General features: G+C 70.3%; 10 protein-coding genes. 5 read left to right on the top strand and 5 right to left on the bottom strand.

Annotated features, from left to right (window positions below; translation table 11 throughout):
• Nucleotides 1–53 precede the first annotated feature (53 nt).
• Genes AV521_RS17450 through AV521_RS17440 form a run of 3 tightly spaced genes read right to left on the bottom strand, consistent with a single transcriptional unit; the run spans nucleotide 54 to nucleotide 3,218 of the window.
• Nucleotides 54–1,073, bottom strand: a complete 1,020-nt coding sequence (locus AV521_RS17450; protein WP_076089376.1) for a TolB-like translocation protein — start codon at nucleotides 1,071–1,073, stop codon at nucleotides 54–56.
• Complete coding sequence (locus AV521_RS17445; RefSeq protein WP_179023178.1) at nucleotides 1,070–2,329, bottom strand: MFS transporter; 1,260 nt, start codon at nucleotides 2,327–2,329, stop codon at nucleotides 1,070–1,072. Before AV521_RS17445 ends, AV521_RS17450 begins: the two co-directional genes overlap by 4 nt.
• 1 nt (nucleotide 2,330) lies before the next feature.
• The gene (locus tag AV521_RS17440) at nucleotides 2,331–3,218 is read right to left on the bottom strand and encodes an alkaline phosphatase family protein (protein ID WP_076089374.1); all 888 of its coding nucleotides are present in this window, start codon (nucleotides 3,216–3,218) and stop codon (nucleotides 2,331–2,333) included.
• Between the two features lie 267 nt (nucleotides 3,219–3,485).
• On the opposite strand from AV521_RS17440, the gene AV521_RS17435 reads away from it, so the two are divergent.
• Complete coding sequence (locus tag AV521_RS17435) at nucleotides 3,486–6,485, top strand: bifunctional [glutamine synthetase] adenylyltransferase/[glutamine synthetase]-adenylyl-L-tyrosine phosphorylase (RefSeq protein ID WP_076089372.1); 3,000 nt, start codon at nucleotides 3,486–3,488, stop codon at nucleotides 6,483–6,485.
• Between the two features lie 106 nt (nucleotides 6,486–6,591).
• Here AV521_RS17435 and AV521_RS17430 read toward each other — a convergent pair whose 3' ends face one another.
• Nucleotides 6,592–7,470, bottom strand: a complete 879-nt coding sequence (locus AV521_RS17430; RefSeq protein ID WP_179023176.1) for a phosphatase PAP2 family protein — start codon at nucleotides 7,468–7,470, stop codon at nucleotides 6,592–6,594.
• Nucleotides 7,471–7,538: 68 nt separating this feature from the next.
• Complete coding sequence (locus AV521_RS17425) at nucleotides 7,539–8,573, bottom strand: LacI family DNA-binding transcriptional regulator (RefSeq protein ID WP_076089370.1); 1,035 nt, start codon at nucleotides 8,571–8,573, stop codon at nucleotides 7,539–7,541.
• Nucleotides 8,574–8,884: 311 nt separating this feature from the next.
• Between AV521_RS17425 and AV521_RS17420 the strand changes: the two genes are divergently transcribed.
• From AV521_RS17420 to AV521_RS17405, 4 genes are all read left to right on the top strand, one after another.
• Nucleotides 8,885–10,159, top strand: a complete 1,275-nt coding sequence (locus AV521_RS17420) for an extracellular solute-binding protein (protein ID WP_076089368.1) — start codon at nucleotides 8,885–8,887, stop codon at nucleotides 10,157–10,159.
• Between the two features lie 106 nt (nucleotides 10,160–10,265).
• Nucleotides 10,266–11,270 carry a carbohydrate ABC transporter permease gene (locus tag AV521_RS17415; RefSeq protein ID WP_076089366.1) on the top strand — a complete coding sequence of 335 codons (1,005 nt, stop codon included), beginning with the start codon at nucleotides 10,266–10,268 and terminating at the stop codon, nucleotides 11,268–11,270.
• Between the two features lie 19 nt (nucleotides 11,271–11,289).
• Nucleotides 11,290–12,195, top strand: a complete 906-nt coding sequence (locus AV521_RS17410; protein ID WP_076089364.1) for a sugar ABC transporter permease — start codon at nucleotides 11,290–11,292, stop codon at nucleotides 12,193–12,195.
• A 203-nt stretch (nucleotides 12,196–12,398) separates the two neighbouring features.
• The gene (locus AV521_RS17405; protein ID WP_076089362.1) at nucleotides 12,399–14,084 is read left to right on the top strand and encodes an alpha-amylase family glycosyl hydrolase; all 1,686 of its coding nucleotides are present in this window, start codon (nucleotides 12,399–12,401) and stop codon (nucleotides 14,082–14,084) included.
• Nucleotides 14,085–14,087 lie beyond the last annotated feature (3 nt).

The raw sequence follows: 14,087 nt of genomic DNA, 5'->3' as shown, positions 1-14,087 counted from the left end.
GCCTGGTCAACGACTTCGGATCGGAGCAGGTCACGCGGCCGGGACCGGTGTGGCTATCCGATGTACGCCGGTGACACGGCGGCCGTACTGATCCGCCGAGGAGCCCCCGACCCATCGGCCGGAACCTGGTACAGATCGGCGCCGTAGTTCCCCGGCAGCGCGTACACGACCGTACGCGCGTCCCGCCACACCGCCTGGTCGTCCACGCTCCTCCGCTCGGCCAGCGGGGTCTCCCGCAGGGTGCGCAGGTCGAGGACGTACAGATGCCAAGGGGCGTCCTTCGGCAGGCCCTTGACCCGCTTCTTGTAGGCGATCCGCGTGCCGTCGGGCGAGAGCGAGGGACACTCGACGTCGGCGTGCAGGGTCGTGACGGTACGGGCCCGCAGATCGCCCCGCACCAGATAGGTGCTGCCCTGGGTGGCGAGCGTCGCGTAGAAGGTGCGGTCGTCGCGGGCGAACGTCACGCCCCAGAAGTTGGTGTCCGCAGCCCGGTACGGATGCCCGTCCTTGACGATCTTGAAGTCCTCCAGCGTCGGGATCAGCTCACCACTGCGGGTGTCCACGATCGCCGCGCGCGTCGAGAAGTTCGTACCGGCGTAGCTGTCACCGCCCACGAACGCCGTCCAGGCGGCGAAGTGCCCGGTGGGGGAGACCCGGGCGCGGGAGGGGATGCCCGGCACGTCGTACTTGTGCACGGTCCGCAACCGGTCATCCAGAATCAGCGCCCGATACGTGTCCGAAACCGGCCCGTGCACCGCTTGCAGACACACACCCGTCCCCGAAGCGGCGTAGAACCGCAGGCACTTGACGCCGGAGGCGGTACGCGGCCCCGACGGATCGCCGGCCGGAACGCTGACGACCTCGTCCCGATGCGGCCCCCACGCCATGTTCCGGAAGACCATCGACCCCTGCCCCGTCAGCGTCACCGGGCCCGGCGTGACCCGCGGACCGCCCGCCTGGGTGTGGTTGCGCCGGTCGGCCCGGGCCGAGGCATGCAGCACAGCCGCGACCCCGACCGCCGCCAGCACGGCGACGGCCGAGACCAGGATCAGGATGCGGTTGCGTACGGTCATGCGGGCACCGCCGCCTTCGGGCGCAGGGTGAGGGAGAACAGGGCACACGCGGCCAGTGCCACGGCCGCCCCCGCCAGCGCCGCCCGGTCGCCCCACACCGTCCAGGCCGCGCCGAACAGCAGTGAGCAGGCGAACCGGGCGAGCGCCTGGCCGGTCTGCACGAGGGCCAGCCCGGACGAGCGCAGCGCCTCCGGCACCCCGTCCGAGGCCGCCGCCATCAGCACCCCGTCGGTGGCCGCGTAGAAGGCGCCGTGCAGGGTCAGGACGACGTACGGCAGAGCGGATCCGCGCCACGCCGTGAGCAGCAGCGTGTACGCGACGAGCAGGGCACCGTGCCCGGCCACGAACACGGCCCACCGGCCCACCCGGTCCGCGAGCCGCCCGAGCGGCACCGCGAGCAGCAGGAACGAGGCGGCCGTACCGAGCGGCAGCAAGGCGAACCACCGGTCCGGCACACCCAGCCGACGCTGAAGCAGCAGATAGACGAACGAGTCACTCACCGTGGCAAGCCCCAGCAACAGCGCGCACACGGCGATCCGCCGCAGCCCCCGCCGCCGCAACAGGCCCACCGCACCCCGCAGGGTGGGCCGCTCGACCGCGACCGCACCACCCCGCCCGCCCGGCACGAAGAGCACCAGCACGAGGACACCGGCCACCGCGACACAGAAGCTGACGGTGAACACGGCGTCGTACCCGTCGACCGTCGCCCGCAGGATCAGAAAGGCGACCAGCGGCCCGAGCAGCGCCCCGGCCGTGTCCATGGCCCGGTGCACCCCGAAGGCACGCCCCCGGGACTCGGCCGTACTCGACAACGAGATGAGGGCATCGCGCGGAGCGGTCCGCAGCCCTTTCCCCGTACGGTCGGCGGCAAGAACCAGCCCGATCGGAGTCAGCGAATGAGCGACCAGCAGCAACGGCTTGCACACGGCGGAGATGCCGTACCCGAACCCGGCGACCCACTTGTGCCGCCCACCGCCCCGATCGGCGAGATGCCCGCCCACGAGCCGGACAAGGGCCGAGAACCCGTTGTAGACCCCGTCGAGCAGACCGAACCCCAACGGCGACAGGCCGAGCCCGGTGACCAGGTACAACGGCAGCACGGCGGTGACCATCTCGCTCGACACGTCCGTCACCAGACTGACCGTTCCGAGCGCGAACACGGTCGGGGCGATCGCGGCACGGCGCCGCCCGGCCACTGGCCGGACGGCACCGTCCGCGGACGCCGGCGTGCCCGCGCGGCTGTCCGCTACGTACACGTCAGGACGCCCAGATACCGGTGATGTCCTGCGCGGAGGCCGCGTTGCCCGCGTGCGTGGTCAGACCCTGCGTGTCCTCCAGGGTGCGCAGCAGGTCGTAGTGGTTGTACGTGGTCGAGCTGGACGACCCGGCAGTGACCGGCTGCCCGTACAGCACGGTCGGGATCCGGTTCCCGCTCAGCCGGTTGTCCTCGTCGAAGGTGACGACGAGCAGGCTGTTGTGGGTCTTGGCCCAACTCGCATAGCCGCCCAGGTTGTTCTTCAGCCAGGTGTCACCGGTGGACACCGAGCAGTCGTGCATGTCGCTGCACAGGTTGGGGACCACGTACGACATCTGGGGCAGCGTCGAGTAGTCCGTCGGGAACTGGTCGAACGTCATGGCGCTCGACGTCGGCACGTTGCTGAACCCGAACCACGGGTTGTGCTTCTGGGCGTAGTCGCCGCTGCTGCACGAGGTGTCGCCCTGACCGGGCAGGTCCTCGTTGTAGCTGGCCCAGGTGCGGCCGGCGTCGGTCACCTCGGACGCCAGGTTGGGCGCCGAGGAGAAACCGGGCGTGACACAACTGTCGTCCGTGATGCCCTGGGTGTCGCCGGAGAACATCGCGTAGTAGTTCGGCTGGCTCGGGTGGGTCTCGGCGTACGACTGCGTCAGGTTGGCACCTCCCGACTTCAGCGAGTTGATGTACGGGGCGTTGGAGGAGCCGATGACCTGGCTGTACGCGTGGTTCTCGAAGACCACGACGACCACGTGATCCGGAGTCGGCACGGCGCCCGCGGCGTGCGCGGACCCTTCTCCGATCCCGGTCCACAGCCCGATCGCGGCCGCGGCGAGGGCCGTTGAGGACGCCACGACGGTACGGGCACGGCGGTACACGGAACTGCCGGACACATCAACCTCCGGGTAGGGGACGGGGCTGGCGGTGCGGACAGAGCATGCACACGCCAATATTCCCTCGCCTCACGGCACCCAACCGAATTGGTGAAGAGCGGATGAACTGCTGCCGTCGGCGGCCTCCAGCCGCGGCACCGCCCCTCACCCACCGCAGGCGCGTCACAAGCCACGACGCACCCGCGCCCGGCCCCGGAGCCCCAGCCCCCGTCCCCCTGCCGGATAGGCTCTGGCCAGGACGACCACACCCGAGGGGAGGCCACGGAGATGACGCCGGGCCGCAGAAGCAGCACCTTCACCCGTCTGCTCCGACACGGCTTCACCGACCCCTCCGCCGCTGAGCGCCTCCTGGACGGCCCGGAACTCGCCCCCGTCCGTGACGACCCGGTCCTCCTGGAAGCCCTCGGCGCCACCGCCGACCCCGACCTGGCCCTGCACGGCCTCGTCCGCCTCCTGGAGGCCCAGGACGGCCCCACCGCCCACCGCGAACTGCTGGACACCCTCATCGCGGCCAAACCCCTGCGTGACCGGCTCCTGGGTGTCCTCGGCGCCTCCGCCGCCCTCACCGACCACCTGGCCCGCCACCCGGCGGACTGGCAGGCCCTGGTCATGTACGAGCCGCAGGACCTGCACCCGGGCCTCATGGAGTTCGAGCGCGGCCTGGCCGGCGCCACCGACCCCGTGTCCCTGCGGGTGGCCTACCGCCGCTGCCTCCTCTCCATCGCCGCCAGGGACGTCTGCGGCACGACCGACGTCGCCGAGACAGCCGCCGAACTGGCGGACCTCGCCACCGCCACCCTCCGCACGGCCCTGGCCATAGCGCAGGCGCACGCCCCCGAGGACGCCGCCGCCTGCCGCCTCGCGGTGATCGCGATGGGCAAGTGCGGCGGCCACGAACTGAACTACGTCTCCGACGTGGACGTGATCTTCGTGGCGGAGGCGACCGGCACCATCACCGAGGCCAAGGCACTCACCTCCGCCACCCGCCTCGCCTCACACCTGATGCGGATCTGCTCGGAGACGACCGTCGAGGGCTCCATCTGGCCGGTGGACGCCAACCTCCGCCCCGAGGGCCGCAACGGCCCCCTCGTCCGTACCCTCTCCTCCCACCTCGCCTACTACCAGCGCTGGGCGAAGACCTGGGAGTTCCAAGCCCTGCTCAAGGCCCGCCCGGTGGCCGGCGACGCGGACCTGGGCCAGGCGTACGTCGACGCACTGGAACCCATGGTCTGGACGGCGGCGGAACGCGAGAACTTCGTACCGGACGTCCAGAAAATGCGCCGCAGGGTCGTGGAGAACATCCCTGCGTCCGAGATCGAAAGAGAACTCAAACTGGGCCCCGGCGGCCTCCGCGACGTCGAATTCGCCGTCCAGCTCCTCCAGTTGGTCCACGGCCGCACCGACCCCGCCCTGCGCAGCGGCACCACCCTGGACGCCCTCCAGGCCCTGGCCGCCGGAGGCTACGTGGGCCGCGAGGACGCCGCCCGCCTCGACGAGGCGTACCGCTTCCTGCGCTGCATGGAGCACCGCATCCAGCTCTACCGGCTGCGCCGCACCCACCTGGTCCCCGTGGCCGAGGAGGACCAGCGGCGCCTGGGCCGCTCCCTGGGCCTGCGCACGGACCCGGCGGCGGAGCTGATCCGAGAATGGAAGCGGCACACGGGCGTCGTACGCAGACTCCACGAAAAGCTCTTCTACCGCCCGCTCCTGGACGCCGTCGCCCAACTCGCCCCCGGCGAGGCCCGCCTGAGCCTGGAAGCGGCCCGCACACGCCTGATCGCCCTCGGCTACGCCGACCCGGCAGCGGCCCTGCGCCACCTGGAGGCCCTGGCCGCCGGCGTGACCCGCAAGGCGGCCATCCAGCGCACCCTCCTCCCCGTCCTCCTCGGCTGGTTCGCCGACTCGGCGGACCCGGACGCGGGCCTGCTGAACTTCCGCAAGGTCTCGGACGCGCTCGGCAAGACCCCCTGGTACCTGCGCCTGCTCCGCGACGAGGGCGCCGCGGCGGAGAACCTGGCCCGCGTCCTCTCGGCGGGCCGACTCGCCCCCGACCTCCTCATGCGCGCCCCCGAGGCGGTGGCCCTGCTGGGCGACGGCGACGGCGGCGGTCTGGAGCCCCGCGAGCGCACGCCGCTGGAGCAGGAGATCCTGGCCGCGGTGGGCCGGGCGGAGAACGCCGAGCAGGGGGTCACGGCGGCTCGCGGCGTACGCCGCCGCGAACTGTTCCGCACCGCCGCCGGTGACATCGTCGACTCCTACGGCACGGAGAACAACCCCGCCGAGGCCGACCAGGGCGCCCTGGTGGACCGGGTCGGCGCGGCGGTCTCCGACCTCACCGCCGCCACCCTGGCGGGCACGCTGCGCGCGGTGGTCCGGGAGGGCTGGGGCGACACGCTCCCCACCCGCTTCGCGATGATAGGGATGGGCCGGTTCGGCGGCCACGAGCTGGGCTACGGCTCCGACGCGGACGTCGTCTTCGTACACGAACCGCAGGACGGCGTGGACGAGCACGAGGCTGCCGCCGCCGCGAACAAGGTCGTCGCCGAGATGCGCCGCCTGCTCCAGTTGCCCAGCGCAGATCCGCCGCTGCTCATCGACGCCGACCTGCGCCCGGAGGGCAAGTCGGGCCCGCTGGTGCGGACCCTGAAGGCGTACGAGGCGTACTACCGCCGCTGGTCCCTGATCTGGGAGTCCCAGGCGCTGCTGCGGGCGGAACCGGTGGCCGGGGACGAGGACCTGGGCCGCCGCTTCACGGCACTGATCGACCCGCTGCGCTATCCGCGGCACGGCCTGACGGAGGACGCCGTCCGTGAGATCCGCCGGCTGAAGGCCCGTATGGAGTCCGAGCGCCTTCCGCGCGGCGCCGATCCCAAGCTGCACACCAAGCTGGGTCCGGGCGGCCTGTCCGACGTCGAGTGGACCGTCCAGCTCTTCCAGCTCCGGCACGGCTGGGACCACCCCGGCCTGCGCACCACGCGCACCCGCGAGGCGCTGGCCGCCGCCCGCGAGGCCGGGCTGCTGTCGGCCGAGGAGGCGGAGATCCTGGACGAGGCCTGGGTACTGGCCACCCGGGTGCGCAACGCGGTGATGCTGGTACGCGGCCGGGCCGGGGACACCTTCCCCACCGAGCCCCGCGAGCTGGCCGCCGTGGGCCGCTACCTGGGCTATGGCGCAGGTCACGCGGGAGACATGCTGGACGCGTACCGCCGCACCACGCGTAGGGCGCGCACGGTGGTGGAGGAACTGTTCTACGGTGACGGAGCGTGACGTAACCCTTGGAGCCGGTGTCACATCCCCGGCCGGATCAGCGCGCGGCGTCCAGGGGCCCGCGTGCCAGGCGTCCGGCGCCCGGCCGGGGGTGTGACGCAGCCTCTCAGACGCAGGACGCCGCGGCCGGCTCGGGCTCGGGCGCCCGGGCCGGTACGACCCGCGGCAGCCGGTACGGCAGCGCGCCGTACCACGCCCGGGCCACCGTGAAACCGAACGCCAGGCACAGCACACCGCCCACCGCGTCCAGCCAGAAGTGGTTGGCGGTGGCAACGATGACCAGCAGGGTGGTCGCCGGGTACAACAGGCCCAGCACCCGCGCCCACGGCACCGACGCCAGCGCGAAGATCGTCAGCCCGCACCACAGCGACCAGCCGATGTGCATCGACGGCATCGCGGCGTACTGGTTCGACATGTGCTTGAGGTCGCCGGAGGCCATCGAGCCCCAGGTGTGGTGCACCATGACCGTGTCCACGAAGTTCCCGTCGCTCATCAGCCGGGGCGGGGCGAGCGGAAACAGGTAGTAACCGAGCAGGGCCACACCCGTCGTCGCGAACAGCACCAGCCGGCCCGCCGCATAGCGGCCGGGATGCCACCGGTACAGCCACACCAGGACACCGATCGTGATGATGAAGTGCAGTGTGGCGTAGTAGTAGTTCATCCCGATGATCAACCAAGTCACCGAGTTCAGGGCGTGGTTGATCGACTGCTCGACGTCGATGCCCAGATGGTGCTCGATCCACCAGATCAAGTCCGCGTTGCGCAGCGCCTCGGCCTTCTGTTCCGGGACCGCGTTGCGGATCAGCGAGTACGTCCAGTAACTCACCGCGATCAGAAGGATCTCGAACCAGAACCTGGGCCGCCGCGGAGAGCGCAGCCGGCTCAGCACACCCGGCAGCGCACCGCGGTCGTGCTCACCCGTGACGGGCCGCGGAACGGCCACCTCCTCGCGACCTTCCTGCTCTGTCACGGACGAGTCACTCATAGGCACAGAGTCTGCCAGAAAAGCCTTCCTCGCCAGATCATCCCAAGGTCGGGTCCGCCCCGCACGTTCTACGACGTACGGACGACATTCGGGGCCGAAGCGGTCGAACCGCGCACCACCAACTCCGGCATGAACACGAACTCACTGTGCGGCGCGGGCGTCCCGCCGATCTCCTCCAGCAACGTACGCACCGCGGCCTGCCCCATCGCCGGCACCGGCTTGCGGACCGTGGTCAGCGGCGGATCGGTGAAGGCGATCAGCGGGGAGTCGTCGAAGCCGACCACCGACACGTCCCGGGGCACCTCCAGCCCCCGCTGCCGGGCCGCCCTTATCGCACCGAGCGCCATCATGTCGCTGGCACACACCACGGCCGTACAGCGCCGCTCGATCAGCGCCGTGGCCGCTGCCTGGCCGCCCTCCAGCGTGTACAGCGAGTGCTGGATCAGCTCGGTCTCGATCGTCTCGGCGGCGAGCCCCAACTGGTCCTGCATGGCCCGCACGAAGCCCTCGATCTTGCGCTGCACCGGCACGAAACGCTTCGGCCCGAGCGCGAGCCCGATCCGGGTGTGCCCCAGCGACGCCAGGTGGGTCACCGCGAGCGTCATCGCGGCCCGGTCGTCGGGGGAGATGAACGGCGCCTGCACCTTCGGCGAGAACCCGTCCACCAGCACGAACGGCACGCCCTGCGCCCGCAGCCGCTCATAGCGCTGCATGTCGGCGGTGGTGTCCGCGTGCAGCCCGGAGACATAGATGATCCCCGCGACCCCGCGGTCCACGAGCATCTCGGTCAGCTCGTCCTCGGTCGACCCGCCCGGCGTCTGTGTGGCGAGCACCGGCGTATAGCCCTGGCGGGTGAGCGCCTGGCCGATGACCTGGGCCAGTGCCGGGAATATCGGGTTCTCCAGCTCCGGCGTGATCAGCCCGACCAGGCCCTCGCTGCGCTGCCGCAGCCGCACCGGGCGCTCGTAGCCGAGGACGTCCAGCGCGGCGAGCACGGACTGGCGGGTGGTGGCGGCGACGCCCGGCTTCCCGTTGAGGACCCGGCTGACGGTCGCTTCGCTCACCCCCGCCTGCGCAGCGATGTCGGCAAGCCGTGTGGTCACGGCACTGGACTGTACCGGTCGTATGCCGCCTTGCACACCGATGGGACGCCGTGCACGAGCGGCCGGACGGCCCGCCCTGGGTTGCTGCCTCATCGGGCTCCCTCGAAATTGATGGCGGCAAGAGCTTGCAGAGTCTTGCACAAGTGTCTTCTGTCCGCTGAGCGGTAACGACAGGGTAACCATCGTGTTCCCTTGCACTTTTTTTCTGCAAGGTCTTTCGCAACGCTTACAACGCTGTTACGTTCCTGGTCGCCCGGCGGCCGCGACGGCGCAGTCGGCATCACACGGGCTTTCACCCTCAAGGAGAACTCATGCGGCGTGGCATAGCGGCCTCCGCGCTGGTGGCGTCCCTCGCCCTCGCGGCGACGGCCTGCGGCGGCGGGAGCAGTGACAGCGGCAAGGCCGGCGGCCCGGTCACCATCACCTGGTGGGACACCTCCAACGCCACGAATGAGGCGCCGACGTACCAGGCCCTGGTCAAGCAGTTCGAGGCGGCCAACAAGAACATCAAGGTCAACTACGTCAACGTGCCCTTCGACCAGGCGCAGAACAAGTTCGACACCGCGGCCGGCTCCAAGGGCGCGCCGGACATCCTGCGCTCCGAGGTCGGCTGGACCCCGGCCTTCGCCAAGAAGGGCTACTTCCTGCCGCTGGACGGCACCGAGGCCCTCGCCGACCAGGCCAAGTTCCAGCCCAGCCTGATCAAGCAGGCCCAGTACCAGGGCAAGACCTACGGCGCCCCGCTGGTCACCGACACCCTCGCCCTCGTCTACAACAAGGCCCTGTTCAAGAAGGCCGGCATCACCGACGCCCCCAAGACCTGGGACGAGCTGAAGTCCGACGCCGCCAAGATCGACTCCAAGGACAAGGTGTACGGCTACTGGGGCTCCACCCAGGCCTACTACGCCCAGACCTTCCTCTACGGCGAGGGCACCGACACCGTCGACGCCACCGCCAAGAAGATCACCGTCGACTCGGCCGCCGCGAAGAAGGCCTACGGCACCTGGCTGAGCCTGTTCTCCGGGCAGGGCCTGCACAAGGCCGACACCACCGCCGACGCCTACGCCCACATCCAGGACGCGTTCGTCAACGGCAAGGTCGCCGCGATCGTCCAGGGACCCTGGGAGATCACGAACATCTACAAGGGCAGCGCCTTCAAGGACAAGTCCAACCTCGGTATCGCCGTGGTCCCGGCCGGCTCCGGCGGGAAGGCGGGCGCCCCGACCGGCGGCCACAACCTCTCCGTCTACGCCGGCTCCGACAAGGCCCACCAGGACGCGGCCCTGAAGTTCGTGAAGTTCATGACCTCGGCGACCTCCCAGGAGACCATCGCCCTGAAGAACTCCACCCTGCCCACCCGCTCCGACGCCTACACCGCGCAGGTCAAGGCCGACCCCGGCATCGCCGGCTTCCAGAGCGTCCTGACCGCCGCGCAGCCCCGCCCTGAACTGCCCGAGTACAGCTCCCTGTGGGTTCCGCTCGACACCGAGCTGTCGAAGATCGCCGGTGGCAAGGAGCCGCTGGACCAGGGCCTGAGCAACGCCGAGGTCGCCATCGCCAAGCTGGTGCCCGACTTCAGCAAGTGAGCCCGCGTGGCCGTCGGATCCTCCCGGTGCACAACGGGGGGGAAGGATCCGGCGGTCACCGCCCTGTGCCCGGCCCAACCCCTGATCGTTTTGAAGGTGTCGAACCATGACAGTCGCCATCGACCGCGCGACCGGCAAGCGCCGCGGTGACCGCGCACCTCGGCCCGGGCTGCGGCAGCGCATCAGAAACGGCTACCAGAAGTACTGGTACGCCTACGCGATGATCGCCCCGGTGGTCCTCGTGCTCGCCGTCATCGTGGCCTATCCGCTGATCCGCGGTGTCTACCTGACGCTGACGGATGCCAACAGCCTCAACTCGGCGCGCACGATCGGCGTCAACCACATCGCGGCCACGTACAGGTTCATCGGGCTCGGCAACTACAAGGACATCCTGTTCGGCCCGCTGTCGTACGACCGGTTCTGGTCGCACTTCCTGTGGACCGTCGTCTGGACGGTCGCGTGCGTGGCCCTGCACTACACGCTCGGCCTGGGCCTCGCGCTGATGCTCAACGAGAAGCTGCGCGGACGCACCCTCTACCGGCTGCTGCTGGTCGTGCCCTGGGCCGTGCCGACGTTCGTCACCGTCTTCTCCTGGCGGATCATGCTCTCCGACTCGGGAGTGATGAACCAGGTCCTGCACACGCTGCATCTGCCCCAGCCGCAGTGGCTGGAGGACACCTTCTGGCAGCGGTTCGCCGCCATCATGGTCAACACCTGGTGCGGTGTGCCGTTCATGATGCTCTCGCTGCTCGGCGGCCTGCAGTCCATCGACTCCTCGCTCTACGAGGCCGCCGAGATGGACGGCGCGAACGCCTGGCAGCGCTTCCGGCACGTCACCCTGCCGGGGCTGCGGTCCGTCAGCTCCACCGTCGTACTCCTCGGCATCATCTGGACCTTCAACCAGTTCGCCATCATCTTCCTGCTGTTCGGCCCGACCAGCGCCCCGGACGCCCAGATCCTCGTCACCTGGGCCTACTACCTGGGCTTCGGCCAGCAGCCGCGCGACTTCGCCCAGTCCGCCGCGTACGGCGTTCTGCTGCTGTCGATCGTCACCGTCTTCACCTCCTTCTACTTCCGCTGGCTGAAGCGCAATGACCAGCTCGCCGTCTGACGCCGCAGGAGCCGCCGCCATGAGCACCCCGACCCTTGAGAAGACAGCGGCCGCAGCGGCCCCCGCCACCCAGCCCTCGCGCCGGACCCGCCGGCGCGACGGGCGCGGCCCGGCCGGCACCGCCCTGCTGCACGGCGGCCTCGTCGTGGCGAGCCTGATCGCGCTCGCCCCGGTGGCCTGGCTGGTCTTCCTGTCCCTCGGCCCCGAGAAGGACGACTATCTGCACCCGGGCAAGATCCTGGGCAAGCTCACCTTCTCCAACTACAGCTTCGTGCTGCAGCACACCGGCTTCTTCGACTGGTTCAAGTCGACGATGATCGTGGCGTGCGGCACCACCCTGATCGGTGTCTTCGTCGCCGCCACCACCGGCTACGCGGTCTCCCGGATGCGCTTTCCCGGCTACAAGCAGCTGATGTGGGTCCTGCTGCTGACCCAGGCCTTCCCGATCGCCATCCTGATCGTGCCGATGTACGAGATCTTCAGCGAACTGGATCTCATCGACACCTACTGGGCGCTGATCGTCATCAACTGCACCACGGCCGTGCCGTACAGCGCCTGGCTGCTCAAGGGATACTTCGACACCATCCCCTTCGAGATAGACGAGGCGGGGCGCGTGGACGGACTGACCCCCTTCGGCACCTTCTTCCGGCTGATCCTGCCGCTGGCCCGCCCGGGCCTGGCCGTGGCCGCCTTCTACAACTTCATCACCGCCGTCGGCGAGGTCGCCTTCGCGACGACCTTCATGCTGGACGACTCGAAGTACACCTTCGCCGTCGGTCTGCAGACCTTCGTCAGCGAGCACGACGCCCAGTGGAACTACATGGCCGCCACCGCGGTGCTGATCGCGATACCCGTGTCGGTGTTCTTCTACCTCGTCCAGAAGAACCTCGTCACCGGCCTGACCGCGGGCGGCACGAAGGGCTGACGGCCCCCGAAAAGAGACTCCCGCGCCCTTCAGCCGGCGCGGGTGGGCGGCCGCGGTACCCATCCGACCCCGCTGTCACCGCGGCCGCCTCGCACACCCCCGATCCGCCTCCGCCGCCCCACCCACGCGCCCTCCCCCAGCTCTCGGCTGCGCTCGAGCCGGGAGGTGCCCCAGCCAGAACTCCCTTAACGATCAAGGACGCCATGAGCCAGCAGCACCCTGCCGCACCGGCCCCCCACTCCGCCGCAGCCGCCGTAGCCGACCGTCGCCGCGACTGGTGGCGGGACGCGGTCATCTACCAGGTCTATCCACGCAGCTTCGCCGACAGCAACGGCGACGGCATGGGTGATCTGGAAGGCGTTCGCTCCCGCCTGCCGTATCTGCGCGACCTCGGCGTGGACGCCGTGTGGCTCAGCCCCTTCTACGCCTCGCCGCAGGCCGACGCCGGCTACGACGTCGCCGACTACCGCGCCGTCGACCCGATGTTCGGCAACCTGCTGGACGCCGACGCGCTGATCCGCGACGCCCATGACCACGGCCTGCGCATCATCGTGGACCTGGTGCCCAACCACTCCTCCGACCAGCACGAGTGGTTCAAGCGCGCCCTCGCCGAGGGCCCCGGCTCCCCGCTGCGGGAGCGCTACCACTTCCGCCCCGGTAAGGGGAAGAACGGCGAACTCCCGCCCAACGACTGGGAGTCCATCTTCGGCGGCCCGGCGTGGACGCGGGTCACCGAACCCGACGGCACGGCCGGCGAGTGGTATCTGCACCTCTTCGCGCCCGAGCAGCCCGACTTCAACTGGGAACACCCGGCCGTGGGCGACGAGTTCCGCTCGATCCTGCGCTTCTGGCTGGACATGGGCGTGGACGGTTTCCGCATCGACGTGGCCCACGGCCTGGTGAAGGCCGACGGCCTGCCCGACCTCGGCTCGCACGACCAGCTCAAACTGCTGGGCAACGATGCCATGCCGTTCTTCGACCAGGACGGTGTCCACGCGATCTACCGCCAGTGGCGCCACATCCTGGACGAGTACGCGGGCGAGCGCATTTTCGTCGCCGAGGCCTGGACCCCGACCGTCGAGCGCACCGCCAACTACGTCCGCCCGGACGAACTCCACCAGGCCTTCAACTTCCAGTACCTGAGCACCGAGTGGGACGCGAAGGAACTCCGTACGGTCATCGACTGCACCCTGGAGGCGATGCGCCCGGTCGGCGCCCCCGCCACCTGGGTCCTGTCCAACCACGACGTCACCCGGCACGCCACCCGCTTCGCCAACCCGCCCGGCCTGGGCACCCAGATCCGCACGGCGGGCGACCGTGCACTGGGCCTGCGCCGCGCCCGCGCCGCCACCCTCCTCATGCTGGCCCTGCCCGGCTCGGCCTACATCTACCAGGGCGAGGAACTGGGCCTCCCGGACGTCGTGGACCTTCCCGACGAGGTGCGCCAGGACCCGGCGTACTTCCGCGGCGCGGGCCAGGACGGCTTCCGCGACGGCTGCCGCGTCCCGATCCCGTGGACCCGTGCGGGCTCCTCGTACGGCTTCGGCACCGGCGGCAGCTGGCTCCCGCAGCCGGAGACCTGGGCCGACCTGAGCGTGGAGGCGCAGACGGGCGCCCCCGGCTCGACCCTGGAGCTGTACCGCGCGGCCCTTGCCGCCCGCCGCGCCGAGCCCGACCTCGGCGCGGGCGACACCGTGCAGTGGCTGCGCGCCCCCGAGGGCGTCCTGACCTTCCGCCGCGGTGAGTTCGTGTGCGTGGCGAACACCACGGGGGAGCCGGTGACGACCCCGGCGTACGGCCGCGTCCTGCTGGCGAGCGGTGAGGTGACCGAGGGGGACGGCGCGACGGAGGTGCCCGCCGACACGACGGTGTGGTTCACGGCGGCCTGACGA

This window comes from Streptomyces sp. IMTB 2501, assembly GCF_001953885.1.
Classification (GTDB): Bacteria; Actinomycetota; Actinomycetes; order Streptomycetales; family Streptomycetaceae; genus Streptomyces.
This window is presented reverse-complemented; position numbering and strand designations above follow the sequence as displayed.

What these genes read in the sequence shown, in the direction of transcription:
- AV521_RS17450 (WP_076089376.1), bottom strand. Translation starts at nt 1,073, where the DNA reads ATGACCGTACGCAACCGCATCCTGATCCTGGTCTCGGCCGTCGCCGTG.
- AV521_RS17435 (WP_076089372.1), top strand. Translation starts at nt 3,486, where the DNA reads ATGACGCCGGGCCGCAGAAGCAGCACCTTCACCCGTCTGCTCCGACAC.
- AV521_RS17430 (WP_179023176.1), bottom strand. Translation starts at nt 7,470, where the DNA reads ATGAGTGACTCGTCCGTGACAGAGCAGGAAGGTCGCGAGGAGGTGGCC.
- AV521_RS17420 (WP_076089368.1), top strand. Translation starts at nt 8,885, where the DNA reads ATGCGGCGTGGCATAGCGGCCTCCGCGCTGGTGGCGTCCCTCGCCCTC.
- AV521_RS17415 (WP_076089366.1), top strand. Translation starts at nt 10,266, where the DNA reads ATGACAGTCGCCATCGACCGCGCGACCGGCAAGCGCCGCGGTGACCGC.
- AV521_RS17410 (WP_076089364.1), top strand. Translation starts at nt 11,290, where the DNA reads ATGAGCACCCCGACCCTTGAGAAGACAGCGGCCGCAGCGGCCCCCGCC.
- AV521_RS17405 (WP_076089362.1), top strand. Translation starts at nt 12,399, where the DNA reads ATGAGCCAGCAGCACCCTGCCGCACCGGCCCCCCACTCCGCCGCAGCC.